An 18262-nucleotide genomic window follows, 5' to 3' on the forward strand; every position below is an offset into this window, starting at 1 on the left:
CTGGGAATTCGCCTTCTTCTGCATCGGAGCCGCCTGCGCTTACGCGATTTTTTCGAGGTGGTAGGGATGAAAGCGGCTCGCCTGATGCTGCCGGTGTTCGTGGTGTTGTTTTGCTTTACGGGGCCGGCAAGCGCCTCAACGGTGTCCCACTGGATATCCACCCTGAAGCCAGGCGCACAATTCGCCTCTGCCGCTCAGGCCTGTGCAGCTGCGCACTCCTTTCCCTATTCCTACCTCAAAGGTGTGGCTCCGTTCGATGATATGGAGTGCTGGGGTTCCTATCAGGAATCCTCAGGTGGCGCGCCGCAGGGGCGGGTCAAGAAAGTCGTGGTCGACTGTCCATTCGGCGATACAAACGGTCAATGCAATACCTCCTGCCCCAGCCCCAAGACCATGATTGGTGGGCAGTGTGTGGATCCGCCAAACCAATGCGAAACCACCAACGGCCAGACCGTCAGCCACGAACACCTGATGAAGTCCGCTGTTGGCCAGCCGACCATCGACCCTCCGGGGTCTGTCTGCGGTAACGGCTGCCAGTACGCCTTCACCTATACGCCGGCTTCCAACGTCTACGTCTACAGCAGCGGCAATCCGCCAGGGGTGTTCGGCATCTACTCCTATACCGGCAACGGGATCGAGTGCACCGAGAACACCCTGCAAACGCCCGGCAATCCGTCCGAGGGCGAAACCCAGGATCCAGACGATACGCCGCCACCCGAAGAAGGCGACAAATGCCCGGCCGGCTACATCTACAACGGCACCTTTTGTTCGCCGGAGAACCCGCCAGAAGAGCCGGACCCGACCGATCCCACCGATCCGACCGACCCAGAGAACCCGACCGACCCTGACGACGGCTCGGGCGGTGGCGGTGGCGGCGGCGGTGATGACGGCGGCAGCGGTGACGGAGGTGACGACGGCTCGGACGACGGCACCGGAGACGGCGAAGGCGACGGTTCGGGTGGTGGTACGGGCGGTTCGGGTGACGGCTCTGGCGAAGGCGACGGCGAGGAAGGCGAAGAAGACAGCGGTTCGGGGCCTGGCTTCTGCGATGGCGATGACTGCTCGTTCGTTGCGCCGACCTATTTCGACGGGGCCGAGACGGTGCCGGGCTTCGAAGAGTCGCTGGCCCATGTGTTCGATGGCATCCGCAGTTCACCGCTGGGCAGCGCCGTCGGCGCGATCTCCTTTCCGTCCGGCTCCGGCGTCTGCCCCTCGGGCACGGTGATGCTCTTCGGCCGCCCGATCACCTTCGATGGCCACTGCACCCTGTGGGGTGAAATCTCCGGAATCTTCTCCGCGCTCATGCTGGCCGTCTGGTGCCTGCTGGGCGTTCGTATCGTCCTGTCCTCCTGAGGTGCCGCCATGCTTGAGAAGCTAGGTCGTTTCGTTGATTGGGTCTGGGCGTTCCCCGGCAAGCTGCTGCAATGGCTGCAGGACGCCTTCGACTCGGTTATCGACTTCATCGAAACCCTGCCGCAGTGGATCTTTCACCAACTGTCCGAAGGCATCGTCTCGTTCTTCAACGCCATCCCGGTGCCGGATTTCTTCCACCAGGCCGGCAACGCCATGCAGTCGATTCCGCCGGAGGTGCTGTTTTTCGCCTCCATGTTCCGGCTCGACTTCGGCGTGACCACGGTGCTGCTGGCCTCGCTGATCCGCTTCGTCATCCGCCGCCTGCCGATCATCGGGTGACCCATGGCGATCGACGCATATACCGGCATGCCCGGCCACGGCAAGAGCTACGGAGTCGTTGAGCACGTCATCATCCCCAGCCTGAAACAGGGCCGGCATGTGGTGACCAATATCCCGCTGGAGGTGGACGCGCTGCTGGCCGACTTCGGCGGGACCATCGCGCAACTGCCTGCGGACTGGTTCGAGCGCGAGGATCTGGCCGAGCTCGCGCCCAATGGCTGCGTACTGGTCCTGGATGAACTCTGGCGGCGCTGGCCGAAAGGGCAGAAGACCAACGCCGCGTTGCTCACCGACAAGGCCCTGCTGGCCGAACACCGTCACCGCGTCGATCAGAAGGGCCAATCGATGCGCGTGGTGCTGGTGACGCAGGACCTCGAGCAGATCGCCTCCTGGGTCACGCTGCTGGTCGAAACCACTTACCGCATCGTCAAGAAGTCGAAGAAGTACTACCGGGTCGATATCTACCGGGGTGCCGCCAAGGGCCAGCGCCCGCCCAAGTCGGCCTTGCTGCGGCAGACCGCCGGCACCTTCAAGCCGGCCGTGTGGTGCTACTACCACTCGGCCACGCAGTCGGCCACGGGCGATGTGGGCGACGAGTCCAAGGCCGATGGCCGCGCCTCGCTGCTGCGCTCCTGGGGCCTGTGGGGGTTGATCGGCATTGTGGTCGTCGGCGGCGTCGTGGGCATCGCTGGCGTGCGCGCGTTCTTCAGCTCGCCGATGGTGCCAGCGCCCGAGCCCAAGGCCGCCCCGACGACTCCTGCCGCACCGCCACCGGCCCCGTCACGTGCCAACCGAGCGGCCGCCACCGTTTACGCCAAGCCCGAAGGGCCGGTGATGTCGCTCACCTGGCGCGTCGGCGGCTACGTCATGGCCCCGACCGGCTCCTGGCGACCGCCCAGCGACCCGCCGCCCGCCGATGCCGGCGTTTACTGGCGCAAGGAAGGCAACGCCCGGCCGGTCAGCCGCACCGCCCGGGTGGTGCTCGTTTCGACCAGCGGGCTGACCCGCATCGTGCCCCTGGGCGAATGCCGCTTCTTCACCGGGCAGATGGACATGTACTGCGACATCGAGGGCGAGCGCATCACGCCCTGGACGGGCCGTGGAGCGGTGACCAGCGTGATTGATCCGGTGGCGTCGGTGAGTACGGCGGTGCGCGCCTCTGACTCCGGCGCGCGTCAGCGTAGCGCAACGGGCGCCGGAGCCAGCGCGGCGCCGCCGCCCTGACGTCCCTGTAACACGTCAGATAAGCACGGCTGAAAACGTCCATTAGAGGACATTGTTGGAGATTTGAAGATGAGCGTTAAAGACTTGGCCAGACTGGATCGTCAAACCGCCGTTCCGTCGAAAGACGGCAGGCTTTTTCTTGATCCGCATACGGCGCGCCTGACCGATCTTTCGGGAGTGCGCCTGCTGCGCTGCGGCGTGGATACGGTGCGCCAGTTGTATCGCGGGCTGATCCGTCCCGAGATCATGGCGCTGTTCGAGAAACCGGGCGCGATGGTCGATTTCGCCGGTAGCGTGTGGCATTCCGGTCGGGTCGGCCGTGACTCCGGTTACCAGTACAAGCTGCAGAACGCCGACCTCGGCTTCGTCCTGCTCATCAAGAACTTCAACGCCAAGCTCGAGAACATCGGGCCGCACCTGAAAATCGAAGTTTCGCCGCATGCCATCGACGCGCTGTCGCCGGAGCGCCTGCAAGAGCGCATGGATTTCTACGCCTCGGCCGTGATGACACACGTCGAGCGCAACCAGTGCGCCGTCCATCTGGCCCTGGATCTCCAGGGCTGGGAACCGCCAGCTGATCTCGTCGCACGCCTGCATTGCCGGGCCCGCACGCACCGGGATATCTCCGGCATCAAGGAGATCCAGTGGGCAACCAAGTCCAGCGTCTACGGGCGGGGCGAAACATCCATGTTCGGCTCCGCTGGTGGCGTCCAGCTGTGTATCTACAACAAGACGGAGCAGGCCAGGGCGACGGACAAGCTCGACTTCTGGGAAAGCGTCTGGCGGCGTCGTGACAGCTTCGAAGCCTACGACCCCGACAACTACGACCCCGAGCAAAGCGTGTGGCGTATTGAGCTGCGCTATCACCACTCGGTTGTTCAGCAGTTCGCCAGTGGCTCGATTGACGTGAAGACCGGGGAAGCGATCGGCACCGACTCGTTCGCCGCGTTCTCGGCGCATCTGGACGGCCTGTGGCGCTATGGGCTGGGCCAGTTCAAGTTGATCGCGCGCCCCGGCTATTACGAACCGATCTGGACGCTGATTCGGGATGACGTGCGGGTCGATGTGCCGGTCGATTCCCTGGTCGATGAAACCGAATACAAGCGGTACTACAAGACCAGCCGGGGTTTCAGCGGCAAGAACGTGGAACTCTTCCTGGGAAACTTCGTAAGCCTGCTGGCAAGGGAGCGGGTGGGCGCTAAGAAAGCATTCGAAACCCTGCAGCAATGGGATTGCTGGCCGGTCATCCGCGATCACTACGCCGCCAAGGATATGACCGAACGCGAGCTGTACAAGCACATCAAGGCGCTACTGCAGGAACGGCACGTTCGCTGGGGGCGGGCGGTCTGAATGGCGATCCAGCAACAGCCGGACGGGCGCTGGAAGGTCGATGTCGAGCCCATCAAGGGCAAGCGCTTTCGCAAGACGTTCAAGACCAAGGGTGAGGCTCAGCGCTTCGAAGCGACCTGCCGCTCACAGACCATTCAGAAGCCGGATTGGGCACCCAAGCCCAAGGATCGACGGCGGCTGGCGGAACTGGTGGACTGCTGGGCCCGGCTGCACGGCCAGTCGCTCTCCGACTACGAAGGTCGGCGCGTCATCATGGATCGCATGATCGAGCGTCTGCGCAACCCCGTGGCCGTGACATTCAGCGCGACCCAGTTCGGCGAGTACCGGGCCAAGCGGCTTGCCGCCGGTATCAGCCCCAAGACGCTGAACAACGAACTCTCCTACCTGCGTGCCATGTTCAACGAGCTGCACCGGCTCGGTGAGATCGACTTCCCGAACCCGCTTTCTCCGGTGCGGGCCATCCGCATCCAGGAACGAGAACTCTCGTACCTGAACAACCAGCAGATCGACCGGCTGTTCCAGGTGCTACGCAGCATGCCCCATCCTCACGTCGAGCTGGTGGCCACGATCTGCCTGGTGACTGGCTGCCGCTGGGGTGAGGCACAAGGGCTGACGCTGAGCCGGGTCGGGGAGGGCATGCTGCAGTTCGTGAACACCAAGGGCAAACGTCGCCGCGTGGTGCCCATCGACCCCAAGCTGGCTGAGCGCATACGCAAACACCTCCAACTGCACGGCGCATTCAGCAACTGCCGTGACCGCTTCGACAACGCGGTGACGCGCGCAAAGCTCGATCTGCCGGCCGGACAAAAGTCGCACGTCCTGCGGCACACCTTCGCCTCCCACTTCATTGCGAACGGTGGCAATATCCTGACCCTGCAGAAGATCCTGGGCCATACGTCGCTGGCGATGACCATGCGGTATGCGCACCTGTCACCTGATCATCTGCAGGACGTGTTAGCGTTCGGTCCTGCTAGGGATTTTCGACACTTTTTCGACACTCCCGCGTCTGATCCTCAGCTGACGCAGAAAAATTCCTTGTAAATCAAAGAGGAAGGCAATCGCACCCGGTGGTGCGGCCGGGCTTCAAACCCGGTTGGGGACGGCAGCCGTTCCCGGGTGAGTTCGACTCTCACTGCCTTCCGCCAATTCTCGCTCTGAAAGCCCCGAACTACGCGGCCTCCAGCTACTCGACCGGAGCGGCATCGGCTTGGGTGTCGAAGAAGTGTCGAAAACCCCGAATCGGCCCGAGGGTGATCACATCTTTGAGGAAGTCCGGCGCGAGGTGTGCGTAGCGCATCGTCATGTTCAGCGAGGCGTGGCCGAGGACTTTTTGCAGGGTGAGGATGTTGCCGCCGTTCATCATGAAGTGAGAGGCGAACGTGTGTCGCAGGACGTGCGTCTTCTGGCCGACCGGTAGCTTCAGGCCGGACATTTTCACCGCGTAGTCGAAGCTGTCGCGGCAGTTGGTGAACAGGCCGTGTTCCTGGAAGTGCTGATGGATGCGGTCATGCAATGCCTGATCGATCGGCACCGAGCGTCGGCGCTTGCCCTTGGTGTTCACGAACAGCACGTGCCCATCCCTCACCCGTTCCGGTCGGAGCGCTTGTGCTTCGCCCCAGCGGCAGCCCGTAGCGAGGCAGACAGTGGCGACCATGTACGTGTGAGGCGTGCGGCAGTGTTCCTGGATGGCGCGAAACAGCCGGTCGATATGGGCATCATTCAGGTACGTCAGTTCGCGTTCCTGGAGCTTGAGCGGCTTTACCGAGGCCAGCGGGTTTTCGTAGTCGATCTCACCCAACTGGCGGAGCATGTTGAACACAGCGCACAGGTGCCCGAACTGGGTGTTCACCGTCTTGCCGCTGATGCCGCAGGCGAGTCGTGCAGCGCGATAGGCCGTATAGGTTGCGCCGGTCAGCTGGCTCGCAATCGGGTTGCCCATTTCGCGGGCCATGCGTCGCAGAACCAACTCGGTGCGGTCTACGTCGCTCAGTGCGTGACCGTGTAGCAAACGCCAGCGGTCAATCAGTTCCAGCAACCTCCGGCGATCCTTGGGCTTGGGCGTCCAGTCGGGCTTGTCGATCACCTTGGCACGACAGGTCGCCTCGAACCGCTGGGCCTCGCCCTTGGTCTTGAACGTCTTGCGGAAGCGCTTGCCCTTGATCGGCTCTACATCGACTTTCCAGCGGCCATCGTCGGTTTGCTGGATCGCCATCAGATCGCACGCCCCCACCTCACATGCCGCTCCTGCAGCAGGTTCTTTATGTGCTTGTACAGGTCCCGCTCGGTCATTTCCTTGGCGGCGTAGTGATCTCGGATGACCGGCCAGCAATCCCATTGCTTCAAGGTCTCGAATGCTTTCTTAGCGCCCACTCGCTCCCTTGCCAGCAGGCTTACGAAGTTTCCCAGGAAGAGTTCCACGTTCTTGCCCGAGAAGCCCCGGCTTGTCTTGTGATAACGCTTGTACTCGGTTTCATCGACCAGGGAATCGACCGGCACATCGATCCGCACGTCATCGCGGATCAGCGTCCAGATCGGCTCGAAGTAGCCCGGCCGGGCGAGCAGCTTGAATTGGCTGAGGCCGTAGCGCCACAGGCCGTCCAGATGCGCCGAGAAGCCTGCGAACGAGTCGGTGCCGATCGCTTCCCCGGTCTTCACGTCGATCGAGCCACTGGCGAACTGCTGAACGATCGAGTGGTGATAGCGCAGTTCGACGCGCCACACGTCCTGGGCCGGGTTGTAGTTGTCGGGGTCGTTCGCGTCGAAGGAGTCGCCGCGCCGCCAGATGCTTTCCCAGAAGTCGAGCTTGTCCGTTGCGCGCGCCTGCTCGGTCTTGTTGTAGATACACAGCTGGACGCCACCGGCCGAGCCGAACATCGAGGTCTCCCCGCGCCCGTAGACGCTGGACTTGGTGGCCCACTCGATCTGCTTGATGCCGGTGATATCCCGGTGCGTGCGTGCCCGGCAGTGCAGGCGTGCGACGAGATCGGCTGGCGGTACCCAGCCCTGGAGATCCAGGGCCAGATGGACGGCGCACTGGTTGCGCTCGACGTGCGTCATCACGGCGGCGGCGTAGTAGTCCATCCGCTCCTGCAGCCGCTCGGGCGACAGCGCGTCGATGGTGTGCGGCGAGACTTCGATTTTCAGGTGCGGCCCGATGTTCTCGAGCTTGGCGTTGAAGTTCTTGATGAGCAGGACGAAGCCGAGGTCGGCGTTCTGCAGCTTGTACTGGTAGCCCGAGTCGCGGCCAACGCGGCCGGAGTGCCACACGCTACCGGCGAACTCGACCATCGCGCCCGGCTTCTCGAACAGGGCCATGATCTCGGGGCGGATCAGCCCGCGATACAACTGGCGCACCGTATCCACGCCGCAGCGCAGCAGGCGCACCCTGGACAGATCGACCATGCGCGCCGTGGTCGGGTCGATGAACAGGCGCCCGTGGCGGTCTTCGCGGGCGAGCATATCGAGGCGGAGGTAATCCTTTGGCTTGGTCATGTTTGTTTACTTCCTAATGCGAATTAATGCGGGACTCGAACCGGGTTTATCTGACGTGTTACAGGGACGTCAGCGCGCGCGGCGGCGCACGGACACGCTTGCTACGCTCGCGTGTCTCTGTGCCGTCGCGCGCGCAGTCCTCTTCCATCAACACGCAGCTGATCAGGCGCGGTTCGCTCGGCAGGTGGTTCGCTACCCAGCCACTCCACAGCGCGGCGAGTACCAGGGCGAACAGGAACGCGAGAAACGCCGGGAGCGTGTCCGGCGTGGGCGGCAGGAAGGCGAGGCCGGCGCGCTCAGGCGCAGGCGTGGCCGCGGGGCGTGTGCGGCGCGCGGGGAAGAACACCAAGGGCGCTGCCCTTGTCATCCCGCTCTTGCCGCCGAGGGCTCGGGAGCGCGGGGCGGTAAAGCTGCCCCACACTCCCTGCGTCAGGCTGGTCATGATCGTGCAGGGTCAAGGGTGCGCTGCGCCCGTGCTTCCGTTCGACGGAACGTGACCGTTCCGACGAGCCGGGAGCGCGGCCCCTGACCTCGACGCATAGGGTCGGGTCATGCGGTCCAGTACGTTGCCGGAACCGTGCCGGTCGCGGTGCCGCATCGCCCGAATGGTGAGAATGTCCACGAAGGGGATTTCGTTCGGTGTGCGCCCGTCGCTGGTGAAGCTCATGGTCATGAAGTACGGGTAATCCCAGACGCCTTCCTTCTCCAGCACCACGCCGACGATATGCACGCAGCACCAGTAGGGCGGTTCGCCTTCGTCCATGTGCAGTTCCATCAGCACGGACTCGCCGACATAGCTCATGGCGGTTTCAGCATCCAGGGTGACGGGCTTACGCATGGCGGCGGCCTCCTTCCAGTTGCGCGGCGACGGCGGCGGGCAGCTCGCTCCAGGGCGTGGCCGGCTCAGGCAAGGCGATGTGGCCCAGTACGTTGCCGGTCGCAGCGCGGTCGCGTTGGCGCATCGGCCGCAGGGTGCGGATGCTGTCGAAGTAGATCTCGGCCGGGAAGTCGAGACTGTCAGCGAACGGCATCGTCAGGAAGTAGCCGTGTTCGTACACGCCCGGCATCGGCAGCACCACGCCCACGATGTGGTAGCAGCGCCACAGCGTTTCGCGGTCGTCGTCCCAGGCCAGTTCGACCAATACCGTCTCACCGACATAGCTCAGCGCCTTGGCGGCATCCTGCAGGGGCTTAGACATGGCTGTAGTCCCCCGCTTGAAACTCGGTTTTGCCCTTGAGCAGGTCTTCGCGCAGGCGGGCCAGGTTGACCATGCGGAAGTCGGCCAACCGCATGCTCGGGATGGCGCCGGAGTCCGCCCAGTTGATGGCCTCCTCTACGGTGACACCGCTCATTTCGGCGAAGGTCTTGATGCTGCAGAGGTCGAGGCTGTCGTCTGCCTTGCTCATAGCGTCCACTCCTGTTCGAGAAGCTGCTGATGCAGCAGGGCCACGTTGACCATCGTGCGCTTGCCGACCTTGCGCGAAGGCAGGTAGCCACGCTCCAGCCAGGTGCGCACGACGATGGGTTCGTCACCCATGCCGATCCACTCGGCGAACTTCGGCCACGGCATCAGGGGCGGGGCGCCGTGCAGCTTTTGCGGGTCAAAACCTTCCGTATCCATCCGCTTTACTCCACTATGTTCGGCATTAATCGAACGGGCTTGTTCGTACTATGTACCACCAGTGAGTAGATAGTACCATCGCCATCTCGTTTGTAAACAGTACCAACGAAGAAAATTGCCGAACGACGTGAGCATTACTGATAGAGCGGTGCTATTGATTGACCTCGCAGGACTAGACGCCTTTGCGCCGGTGCGCTCGAAGGAGTACTACCGCTGGTCAAACATCAAACGGGGAAAAGCGAGGTTGGGTGCGGAGGAAATCGAGCAGCTAAACGCGATGTTTCCTCGCTACAGATGGTGGCTGGCGACCGGAGAGGTCATGCCTGAGTCTGGACAAACCAGCCCGGCCTACGACGAGGCCAACCGAAACTTGAGCCAACCCAGCGCGGAATAGCAATCACACGGAAAGTAGCTAGGCGATGGTATGCCCGAGCGCAGGGAGCAAGAGGAAGGTAGCAGCACTCAGGCCGGACTAGCTCTGCGGCCTAACGTGCATCTAGTAAATCAACTGAATCGGCCGAGGCAAAATCGATTTCGCAAATTTAACTATTTCCTACAAGCCTGACTTGTGACATACCTCTTCCTCAAATTTATAAGCTCTTGATTTCTTCTAATAAGTTCCAGGCGAATGTCATCCCAGCTCGTGAGAATCAAAACCTCATTTATCTTTTCTTCGCCTCGAAACTCATACGCATATAAACCGACAGGCTCTTTTTCATAAAGGACCATATAGTCTCTTATGGCTTTATCAAATTGCCGCCTGGATGAATCTGCTATTCCCTCAATTTTATCCCTGGCTTTTTTATGAACCCTGCTGATTGCCTCAATGTAGACCCTGACAGCAGCCATAAGGTTAACCTCATCAGGCATCTCGTTCAGAACTAATTTTTTAAAGTTACCGTCTTGGGAAAGTAGCTTTTTTTGTGATGCAAAATATAAATAATACTCTAGGGAAACCCTGAAGAAGACTTCCCGTTTCTGATGAAATACGCCACTCCCGTTGCCCGAGTTTTCCGATGAAGCAGATGACCTTCGCCGACGCCGAGTACGCCGGCAAGCGCAAGCAGACCCGCAAGGAGTTGTTCCTGATCGAGATGGATCAGGTGGTGCCGTGGAAGGGCTTGATCGCCCTGATCGAGCCGCATTACCCGAAGGGCGAAGGCGGTCGTCCGGCATACCCGTTGATGGCGATGCTGCGCGTGCATCTGCTGCAGAACTGGTTCGGCTACAGCGATCCGGCGATGGAGGAAGCGCTCTATGAGACCACGATCTTGCGCCAGTTCGCCGGCCTGAGCCTGGAGCGTATTCCCGACGAAACCACCATCCTCAACTTCCGCCGCCTGCTGGAGAAGCATGAGTTGGCGGCGGGGATTCTGGCGGTGATCAATGGCTACCTGGGTGACCGGGGCCTGTCGCTGCGCCAGGGCACCATCGTCGATGCCACGCTGATCCATGCGCCGAGTTCGACCAAGAACCAGGACGGCAAGCGCGACCCGGAAATGCACCAGACCAAGAAGGGCAACCAGTATTACTTCGGCGCGAAAGCCCACATCGGTGCCGACGAAGACTCGGGCCTGGTGCACAGCGTGGTGGTGACCGCCGCCAATGTCGCGGACATCACCCAGGTCGACAAACTGCTGCACGGCGAGGAAAACGTGGTGTGCGCGGACGCTGGCTACACCGGAGTCGAAAAGCGCCCTGAACATGAAGGCCGCCCAGTCATCTGGCAGATCGCGGCTCGGCGCAGCACCTACAAGAAGCATGGCAAGCACAGTGCCTTGTACAAAGCGATCCGCAAGGTCGAGAAAGCCAAGGCTCAGGTGCGGGCGAAAGTTGAGCATCCATTCCGAGTGATCAAGCGGCAGTTTGGCTACACCAAGGTGCGCTTCCGTGGATTGGCCAAGAATGCTGCGCAAATGATGACGCTGTTTGCCCTGTCGAATCTGTGGATGGCCCGCCGACATTTGCTGTCGACCACAGGAGAGGTGCGTCTGTGATGCGGGAAATGGCCGCCGCGAGGTCCTCGCCGCAGCTGAAAGCACCGAAATGAGCGAGTGTCCGCTCAATTTTGATCGGCTCGCCTCTTTCAAAATCGGCGGTGGCTGAAGTCAGCCAGAAATGCATGGCTATTTCAGACCATCCCTAGCAGCGCATCTTCTCGATCTATCCTTTTACTGCCACTGCTCACCTTGTGTACGGGAATTCCGCTGTGTTGAACGTAATTTCTTAAGGCCTCCATAAAGCGATATTCGAAAAGTTCATCATATTCAGTACTGAAAAAATCCTTAAGTTCTAGTTTAAGATTTTTTTCTAGCGGAAAGCACGCGCATATGTGCCCGATTAGTTGGTCGGTGTACAAGCGAACAGCAGTTAACAAGTTGACGAGACGAGTATTCAAGCTCATTCGAACGTCGAAGAAATCTTTATACCCCCTCTGATTTCTAACCATGTTGGAAACTGATGTGTTTGCAGCTTCCTGCTCCAATTCTAGATAGTTACTAATAATAATTTCGTACTTTTCCTCTATCGCTAAGGCATGAGTTAGAACTGGGCGTGCGGCTTTAAGCAATTCAAACCTAGCCTGATCAATTTCCATTTTTGGATATTGCCCCAGTGCCGCGATTTTCAGGAAGTATTGCTGGCTCATTCTGATGAGGTCCGTGGGTAGTTAAGAGCTGGCTGCTACAGGCTTAGGGAGTGTCGAAAAACTGTCGAAATCACTGCCGACCAGAGCGGAGTATTGCAGCCAAGCTAGGTCTACAGGCCCAGCAAAGCCGAAGACAGCCGATCACTGCAAGCCAAAAAAACGAGTTCGACTCTCACTGCCTTCCGCCAACTTCCCTACTTCCACTGCAACGCCTGTACCTCGCCGCGTGCCGGGTCGAAGTTGTCCAGGCGCATGCGTTCGGCGATGGCGGCCAGGGCGGGTTCGCCGGTGAGGAAGCGTTCGCGGGTTTCGGGCCAGTCGTCTGGCTGCAGGCGCACCATCCAGCCGCTTTCGTAAGGGTCGCGGTTGATCAGGTTGGGGCGCTTTTCCAGGGCCTCGTTCACGGCCAGCAGCTCGCCGGCCAGGGGGCTGCGGGCGGAGGAGGCGGCCTTGGCGAATTCCACCACGCCGAAACTGCGGCCCGCCTCGATGCGTGCGCCGATGCGCTTGGGGGTGAAGGCGAAGATTTCACCGTACAGCGCGCAGCCGTAGGCGGTGAGGCCGAGGGTCACGCTGCCGTCGGCTTCCTCGCGCAGCCAAAGCGCGTGTTCGGGGGCGTAGAGCAGGCTGTCGGGGAAGGGCAGGCCGTGGAGATTCATAGGGTCAGCACCCGGTCGTATTCGAGGATCATCTGCGCCAGCTCGCCGCCGCTGGAGATGTCGTCGAGTTCGTCGATCAGCGCCTCCGCGACGATCACCACGCCTGGCTGGCGACACATCAGCAGGCGCGCACCGGCGCTTTTCGCCTGGCCGATGAAGTGCCGCAGCGGCTCGCCCCCTTCGATTGCGCGCAGCCTGTCGGCCACCTCGCGGCGAGCCAGTTGAGTGGCTTCGCCGGTGAGAAACAGCGTGACTTCGGCGTCCATGCAGGCGAGCAGGGTGGCGATGTGGAAGGGCGCCGCGCAGCGCGCCGGGGTGCTCGGCCCGCTGGCGACCAGGATCAGCACGCGTTGCGTCGCTTGGGCCATGGCAGGTTCTCCGCAGATCTCGTCGTTGGGCTCGATAGGGCGGGGCTATCGGTTCCATAGCCTACAATTTTTCAAAGTTGGTCTAGGGTTTTCTTTCATGGACCGAATGGAGAACGACGCATGCTGGCTTCAATGCTCCCCGCCCTGCGCGAACTCGGCCTGCCGCTGCGCCTGCGCCTGTGGGACGGCACCGAGATGGACATCACCGCGCAGCCATTGGTGACGCTCGAGATCCGCGACCCTGCCCTCGTGCAGCAGCTGGCGCGCCCGAGCCTGGATCTGCTCGGCACGGCCTTTGTGGAAGGGCGGATCGACCTGCTCGGGCCGATGGGCGAGGTGATCCGCATCGGTGACGAGATCACTCGCGCGCTCGGCGACGACAACTTCCCGCTGCCGCTGCGCCAGGCGCACGACAAGGACACCGACGCGCAGGCCATCTCCTATCACTACGACCTGTCCAATGCCTTCTATCAGTTGTGGCTCGACCGCGACATGGTCTACTCCTGCGCCTACTTCGAGACCGGCACCGAGGACCTCGACACCGCGCAACAGGCCAAGCTGCGCCATCTGTGCCGCAAGCTGCGGCTCAAGCCCGGCGAGCGGCTGCTGGACGTCGGCTGCGGCTGGGGCGGGTTGGCGCGTTTTGCCGCGAGAGAATTCGGTGTCGAGGTGTTCGGCATCACCCTGAGCCGCGAGCAGCTGCAGCTGGCGCGCGAGCGGGTCGTGGCCGAAGGGCTGCAGGATCGGGTGACGCTGGAGTTGATGGATTACCGCGACCTGCCGGGTGACGGTCGCTTCGACAAGGTGGTCAGCGTCGGCATGTTCGAGCACGTCGGCCACGCCAACCTGCCGTTGTATTGCCAGAAGCTCTACGACGTGGTGCGCCCGGGTGGCCTGGTGATGAACCACGGGATCACCGCGCGGCATACCGATGGCCGGCCGGTCGGCCATGGCGCCGGCGAATTCATCGACCGCTACGTGTTCCCGCACGGCGAGCTGCCGCATGTGGCCGGCATCACCGGCTGGATCAGCGATGCCGGGCTGGAGGTGGTCGACGTGGAGAGCCTGCGCCTGCACTACGCGCGCACGCTGGAGTTCTGGAGCCAGCGCCTGGAGGACCGCCTGGACGAGGCCGCCCGGCTGGTGCCCGAGCGGGCGCTGCGGATCTGGCGCGTCTACCTGGCCGGGTGCGCCTACGGCTTCCGCCGCAACTGGATCAACCTGCACCAGATCCTGGCGAGCAAGCCGCTGGCCGACGGCTCGCATGAACTGCCCTGGAGCCGCGCCGACCTCTATCGCTGAACCGGGGCCGCGGCGGCGGCCCGTCGGCCCTCAGCGCAGTAGGAGCAGTGGCGTGGTGCTGGTGCGCAGCAGGCTGCTGGTGGTGCTGCCGACGAAGAACTGGCGGATGCGCGAGTGACCGTAGGCGCCCATCACCAGCAGGTCGAGGCCGTGTTCGGCCTGGTAGGCATGCAGTTCGGGCTCGACCTCGCCGGGGCGAATCGCCGCCTGCACGGCGAACCCGGCCGCCTCCAGGCTGGCGCGAGCGGCCTCCAGCGCGGCACGGGCATCGCCGCTATCGGCGCCGACCATCACCAGATGCAGTGGTAGGCCCTTGAACAGCGGGCTGTCGACGAGCATCTCGACACCCTTGCGTGCGGTGTCGCTGGCGTCGAAGGCGAACAGCACCGAGCGCGGCGCCTCGAACTGCGGCGGCACCACCAGGATCGGCCGGTGCAGGATGCGGATGACGCTTTCGAGCTGGCTGCCGACCTGCTGCTCCGGCGCGCTTTCGCCCTGGCGGCCGATGACCAGCAGGCGGGTTTCTGGCTCCAGTTCGCGCAGGCTTTGCGGCAGGTCGCCGTGACGCTGGCGCAGCTCGGCGGTCTCGACGCCGGCGGCGCTGACGCGCTCCTTCGCCGCTTCGAGCATCAGCCGGCCCTGCTCGAGCGCCAGGCGGTTGCGCTGTTCGTCGAGCGTGGCCAGCTCATGCAGCAGGAACTCGCGGCTGCCGAGGCCGATGATGCCGCTGAGGTCGGCGGCGGCGGTCGGGTATTCGCGCTGGTCGAGCACGTGCAGCAGGGTCAGCGGCGCGCCGAGGCGCCGGCTGGCCCAGGCCGCGCAATCGCAGACCGCGGCGGAGACGGCCGAGCCGTCGATGCAAGCCATCACGTGGGTCATTCTCGCTCTCCTGCTCAGTGACTCATCAACTGGTCGGCCGTGGCGGCGTCGGTCTTATCGTGCACGCCGAAACGGTCGACGATGGTGGCGCTGGCCTCGTTCAGCCCGAGCACCCGGACCTCGGTGCCCTCGCGGCGGAACTTGAGCACTACCTTGTCCAGCGCGGCGACTGCGGTGATGTCCCAGAAATGCGCCCGCGACAGGTCGATGGTGACCTGCTCGATCGCCTCGCGGAAATCGAACGCCGAGGTGAACTTGTCCGATGAGCTGAAGAATACCTGGCCGGTCACCTTGTAAGTGCGATGCTGGCCGCCGCCGTCGAGTTCCGAACCGATGTGCAGGTAATGGCCGACCTTGTTGGCAAAGAACAGCGCGGCGAGCAGCACGCCGGCCAGCACGCCAAAGGCGAGGTTGTGGGTGAACACCACCACGATCACCGTGGCGAGCATGACGATGTTGGTCGACAGCGGGTAGCGCCTGAGATTACGCAGCGAGTCCCAGCTGAAGGTGCCGATCGAGACCATGATCATCACCGCCACCAGTGCGGCCATGGGGATCTGCCCGACCCAGTCGCTGAGAAACACCACCATCAGCAGCAGGACGACGCCGGCGACCAGCGTTGACAGGCGGGTGCGGCCGCCGGATTTCACGTTGATCACCGACTGGCCGATCATCGCGCAGCCGGCCATGCCGCCGAACAGCCCGGCGACGATGTTGGCCACGCCCTGGCCCTTGCACTCGCGGTTCTTGTCGCTGCCGGTGTCGGTCAGCTCGTCGACGATGGTCGCGGTCATCAGCGACTCGAGCAGGCCGACCACCGCCAGCGCGGCCGAGTAGGGCAGGATGATCGCCAGCGTCTCCAGGGTCAGCGGGACCTCGGGCCAGAGGAACACCGGCAGGGTGTCGGGCAGTTCGCCCATGTCGCCGACGGTGCGGATGTCCAGGCCGAAATACACCGCGACCGCGGTCATCGAGAGGATGCACACCAGCGGCGAAGGGATCACCTTGCCCAGCTTCGGCACGTGGGGGAACAGGTAGATGATGCCCAGGCCCGCCGCGGTCATCGCATAGACGTGCCAGGTCACGCCGGTGAGTTCCGGCAGCTGCGCCATGAAGATCAGGATCGCCAGCGCATTGACGAAGCCGGTGACCACCGAGCGCGAAACGAAGCGCATCAGCGAGCCCAGCCGCAGGTAGCCCGCGACGATCTGCAACAGGCCGCACAGCAGCGTGGCCGCCAGCAGATATTGCAGGCCGTGCTCGCGCACCAGGGTGACCATCAGCAGCGCCATGGCGCCGGTCGCGGCGGAAATCATGCCTGGCCGGCCACCCACGAAGGCGATCACCACGGCGATGCAGAAGGAGGCGTAGAGGCCGACCCGCGGGTCGACGCCGGCGATGATGGAAAAGGCGATCGCTTCGGGAATCAGCGCCAGGGCGACGACTAGGCCGGACAGCAGGTCGCCGCGCAGGTTGGAAAGCCAGTTGTGTTTGATCGTGTGCAGCATCGTTATATCCAGGCAATGGCACGTGCAGACCCGAGGTGGCCGGCAGCGATACAAGGCGAGTTTTCAGGCTGAGGCTTGAACTGTCCAACGGCGGTGCGCGGACAGCGGCGAACGACTGGCCCCTGACGGGCAGCCGCAAGATGACGCGGGGGGCGGAGCGCTATGGCGGACCAGGCAGCCAGGTCATGGGCAATACGGGCTCGTTGCCGAGCGATTCGCCGGGGCGGATCGCGTTCGGGGGGCGACAGTCTAGCCGCCGGCCCCTGCTTTGACGATCCTTGCCGCTAGGTCCAGAGCTCGTCGAGGTTGCCGAAGCCCCAGGCCGCCGGGTCTTCGCGGGCGACGATGCGGTCGTCGCAACGCGCATCGGACAGGTCCAGCTCCTGCTGGGGAATCGCCGCTCGGGTGCGGCTGCTGTAGAACAGCTTCAGCCGCGGGGCAGTCAGTTGCTGCGGATTCTGCTCGATGACCACGCCCAGCCGCCCGGATTGCAGGCGCACCAGAGTCCCGAGCGGATAGATGCCGACGGCGCGCACGAAGGCATGCAGCAGTTGCGTGTCGAAGTGGCCCTGCCATTGCGCCATCTTCGCCAGCGAGCCCGAGGCGTCCCAGGCCGTCTTGTAGGGGCGGTTCGAGGTGATGGCGTCGTAGACATCGCAGATCGCACCCATGCGCGCCAGCAGGCTGATCTGCTCGCCCGCCAGTCGGTGCGGGTAGCCGGTGCCGTCGACCTTCTCGTGGTGATGCAGGCAGACATCGAGTACCGCCTCGGACACCGATGGACTGCGCGTTCAGCAAAATGGCATGCCCGCGCTCGGGATGGCTGCGCATGATGGCGAATTCGTCGTCATCCAGCTTGCCGGGCTTGTTCAGTACTTCCAGCGGCATGGCCATCTTGCCGATGTCATGCAACAGCCCGGCCATGCCCGCCTCGCGAACCTGATCCGCGGCCATGCCGAGCTGGCGGGCGAGCGCCACCATCAGCGCGCAGACCGCCACCGAATGCATGTAGGTGTACTCGTCCTTGGTCTTGAGCCGCGCCAGCCCGAGCAAGGCCGAGCCGTTGCGCGCCAGCGACGCGGAGATCTCCTCGACCAGCGGCAGACACTGGGCAGGGTCGACCGCCTTGCCCAGCCGCGCCTCGTTGAACAGGCCGGTCATCTGCTGCTTGGAGCGCTTGAGCAGCCGGCTGGCACGCTGCAGCTCCTCGCGCAGGTCGCTCGACGGGGCGGGGGTTGTGGGTGCGGCAGCCGCCTGCGGGGGCGGCGTCGGCGCATCGGCCGGGCGCGCAGGCTGTTCTGCTGCCGTGGTCGGGGCCTGCACGTCCAGGCCTTTCTGCACGTCGATCCACAGCGCCTTGATGCCACTGGCGCGCAGTGTCTGCAGGTCGGCGGGATCGGTCAGCAGAAACTTGGTTCGCCAGAACGGGTGGTTGAACCAGTTGCCGTCCAGCGCATGGATGTACATGCCGGCACGCAGCTGGCTAATGGCGATTTTCTTGAGCAAAGCGGGACCTCGC

At 63.1% G+C, this 18262-nt stretch carries 20 protein-coding genes, 1 tRNA gene and 1 pseudogene; 8 read left to right on the plus strand and 14 right to left on the minus strand.

Features of this window, described 5'->3' with window-relative positions:
• The first annotated feature begins 84 nt into the window (after positions 1-84).
• From AC0KXH_RS00950 to AC0KXH_RS00975, 6 genes are all read left to right on the plus strand, one after another.
• Positions 85-1353, plus strand: coding sequence for a methyltransferase (locus tag AC0KXH_RS00950; protein WP_488223992.1), 1269 nt, complete (start codon positions 85-87; stop codon positions 1351-1353).
• Between the two features lie 9 nt (positions 1354-1362).
• Positions 1363-1692 (plus strand): hypothetical protein, encoded by a 330-nt coding sequence (locus AC0KXH_RS00955; protein WP_488223993.1) that lies wholly within the window; start codon positions 1363-1365, stop codon positions 1690-1692.
• 3 nt (positions 1693-1695) lie between these two features.
• Positions 1696-2916, plus strand: a complete 1221-nt coding sequence (locus tag AC0KXH_RS00960) for a zonular occludens toxin domain-containing protein (RefSeq protein WP_200661934.1) — start codon at positions 1696-1698, stop codon at positions 2914-2916.
• Between the two features lie 69 nt (positions 2917-2985).
• Positions 2986-4266, plus strand: coding sequence for a hypothetical protein (locus AC0KXH_RS00965; protein ID WP_488223994.1), 1281 nt, complete (start codon positions 2986-2988; stop codon positions 4264-4266).
• Positions 4267-5307 carry a phage integrase gene (locus AC0KXH_RS00970; RefSeq protein ID WP_488223995.1) on the plus strand — a complete coding sequence of 347 codons (1041 nt, stop codon included), beginning with the start codon at positions 4267-4269 and terminating at the stop codon, positions 5305-5307.
• Positions 5308-5315: 8 nt separating this feature from the next.
• Positions 5316-5411, plus strand: a tRNA-Sec gene (locus AC0KXH_RS00975).
• Between the two features lie 38 nt (positions 5412-5449).
• On the opposite strand, the gene AC0KXH_RS00980 is transcribed toward AC0KXH_RS00975, so the two are convergent.
• The 8 genes from AC0KXH_RS00980 to AC0KXH_RS01015 form a co-directional block, all read right to left on the minus strand.
• Positions 5450-6478, minus strand: a complete 1029-nt coding sequence (locus AC0KXH_RS00980) for a phage integrase (protein WP_061338094.1) — start codon at positions 6476-6478, stop codon at positions 5450-5452.
• On the minus strand, positions 6478-7758 hold the full coding sequence (locus AC0KXH_RS00985; RefSeq protein ID WP_488223996.1) for a hypothetical protein: 1281 nt from the start codon (positions 7756-7758) through the stop codon (positions 6478-6480). Before AC0KXH_RS00985 ends, AC0KXH_RS00980 begins: the two co-directional genes overlap by 1 nt.
• A gap of 58 nt (positions 7759-7816) precedes the next feature.
• The gene (locus AC0KXH_RS00990) at positions 7817-8125 is read right to left on the minus strand and encodes a hypothetical protein (RefSeq protein ID WP_488223997.1); all 309 of its coding nucleotides are present in this window, start codon (positions 8123-8125) and stop codon (positions 7817-7819) included.
• Between the two features lie 87 nt (positions 8126-8212).
• On the minus strand, positions 8213-8596 hold the full coding sequence (locus tag AC0KXH_RS00995; protein WP_312381133.1) for a hypothetical protein: 384 nt from the start codon (positions 8594-8596) through the stop codon (positions 8213-8215).
• Entirely contained in the window at positions 8589-8957 is a 369-nt protein-coding gene (locus AC0KXH_RS01000; protein WP_488223998.1) for a hypothetical protein, read from the minus strand. The genes AC0KXH_RS00995 and AC0KXH_RS01000 overlap by 8 nt, the downstream gene beginning before the upstream one ends.
• Positions 8950-9165: a hypothetical protein gene (locus tag AC0KXH_RS01005; protein WP_061338089.1), complete on the minus strand. Its 216-nt coding sequence runs from the start codon at positions 9163-9165 to the stop codon at positions 8950-8952. The genes AC0KXH_RS01000 and AC0KXH_RS01005 overlap by 8 nt, the downstream gene beginning before the upstream one ends.
• The gene (locus tag AC0KXH_RS01010; RefSeq protein WP_200629034.1) at positions 9162-9380 is read right to left on the minus strand and encodes a DNA-binding protein; all 219 of its coding nucleotides are present in this window, start codon (positions 9378-9380) and stop codon (positions 9162-9164) included. The genes AC0KXH_RS01005 and AC0KXH_RS01010 overlap by 4 nt, the downstream gene beginning before the upstream one ends.
• A gap of 546 nt (positions 9381-9926) precedes the next feature.
• The gene (locus tag AC0KXH_RS01015; RefSeq protein ID WP_488223999.1) at positions 9927-10250 is read right to left on the minus strand and encodes a hypothetical protein; all 324 of its coding nucleotides are present in this window, start codon (positions 10248-10250) and stop codon (positions 9927-9929) included.
• Positions 10251-10396: 146 nt separating this feature from the next.
• Between AC0KXH_RS01015 and AC0KXH_RS01020 the strand changes: the two genes are divergently transcribed.
• The gene (locus AC0KXH_RS01020) at positions 10397-11377 is read left to right on the plus strand and encodes an IS5 family transposase (RefSeq protein ID WP_037045410.1); all 981 of its coding nucleotides are present in this window, start codon (positions 10397-10399) and stop codon (positions 11375-11377) included.
• Positions 11378-11511: 134 nt separating this feature from the next.
• Here AC0KXH_RS01020 and AC0KXH_RS01025 read toward each other — a convergent pair whose 3' ends face one another.
• The 3 genes from AC0KXH_RS01025 to AC0KXH_RS01035 all read right to left on the minus strand — a co-directional run bounded on the left by AC0KXH_RS01025 (position 11512) and on the right by AC0KXH_RS01035 (position 13054).
• Complete coding sequence (locus tag AC0KXH_RS01025) at positions 11512-12027, minus strand: hypothetical protein (RefSeq protein ID WP_488224000.1); 516 nt, start codon at positions 12025-12027, stop codon at positions 11512-11514.
• A 194-nt stretch (positions 12028-12221) separates the two neighbouring features.
• Positions 12222-12686 (minus strand): glycine cleavage system protein H, encoded by a 465-nt coding sequence (locus AC0KXH_RS01030; protein ID WP_041109057.1) that lies wholly within the window; start codon positions 12684-12686, stop codon positions 12222-12224.
• Positions 12683-13054, minus strand: coding sequence for a DsrE family protein (locus AC0KXH_RS01035; protein WP_041109055.1), 372 nt, complete (start codon positions 13052-13054; stop codon positions 12683-12685). Before AC0KXH_RS01035 ends, AC0KXH_RS01030 begins: the two co-directional genes overlap by 4 nt.
• A gap of 120 nt (positions 13055-13174) precedes the next feature.
• Here AC0KXH_RS01035 and cfaB point away from each other — a divergent pair, with 120 nt between their 5' ends.
• Positions 13175-14356 (plus strand): C17 cyclopropane fatty acid synthase CfaB, encoded by a 1182-nt coding sequence (gene cfaB, locus AC0KXH_RS01040; protein ID WP_043217834.1) that lies wholly within the window; start codon positions 13175-13177, stop codon positions 14354-14356.
• Positions 14357-14386: 30 nt separating this feature from the next.
• Here cfaB and AC0KXH_RS01045 read toward each other — a convergent pair whose 3' ends face one another.
• The 3 genes and pseudogenes from AC0KXH_RS01045 to AC0KXH_RS01055 all read right to left on the minus strand — a co-directional run bounded on the left by AC0KXH_RS01045 (position 14387) and on the right by AC0KXH_RS01055 (position 18249).
• The gene (locus AC0KXH_RS01045; protein ID WP_165562317.1) at positions 14387-15235 is read right to left on the minus strand and encodes a universal stress protein; all 849 of its coding nucleotides are present in this window, start codon (positions 15233-15235) and stop codon (positions 14387-14389) included.
• Positions 15236-15249: 14 nt separating this feature from the next.
• On the minus strand, positions 15250-16743 hold the full coding sequence (locus AC0KXH_RS01050; protein WP_041109049.1) for a SulP family inorganic anion transporter: 1494 nt from the start codon (positions 16741-16743) through the stop codon (positions 15250-15252).
• Positions 16744-17027: 284 nt separating this feature from the next.
• Positions 17028-18249, minus strand: a pseudogene (locus AC0KXH_RS01055) (cyclic di-GMP phosphodiesterase).
• Between the last annotated feature and the right edge of the window lie 13 nt (positions 18250-18262).

This window comes from Stutzerimonas sp. CXK-1, assembly GCF_057738225.1.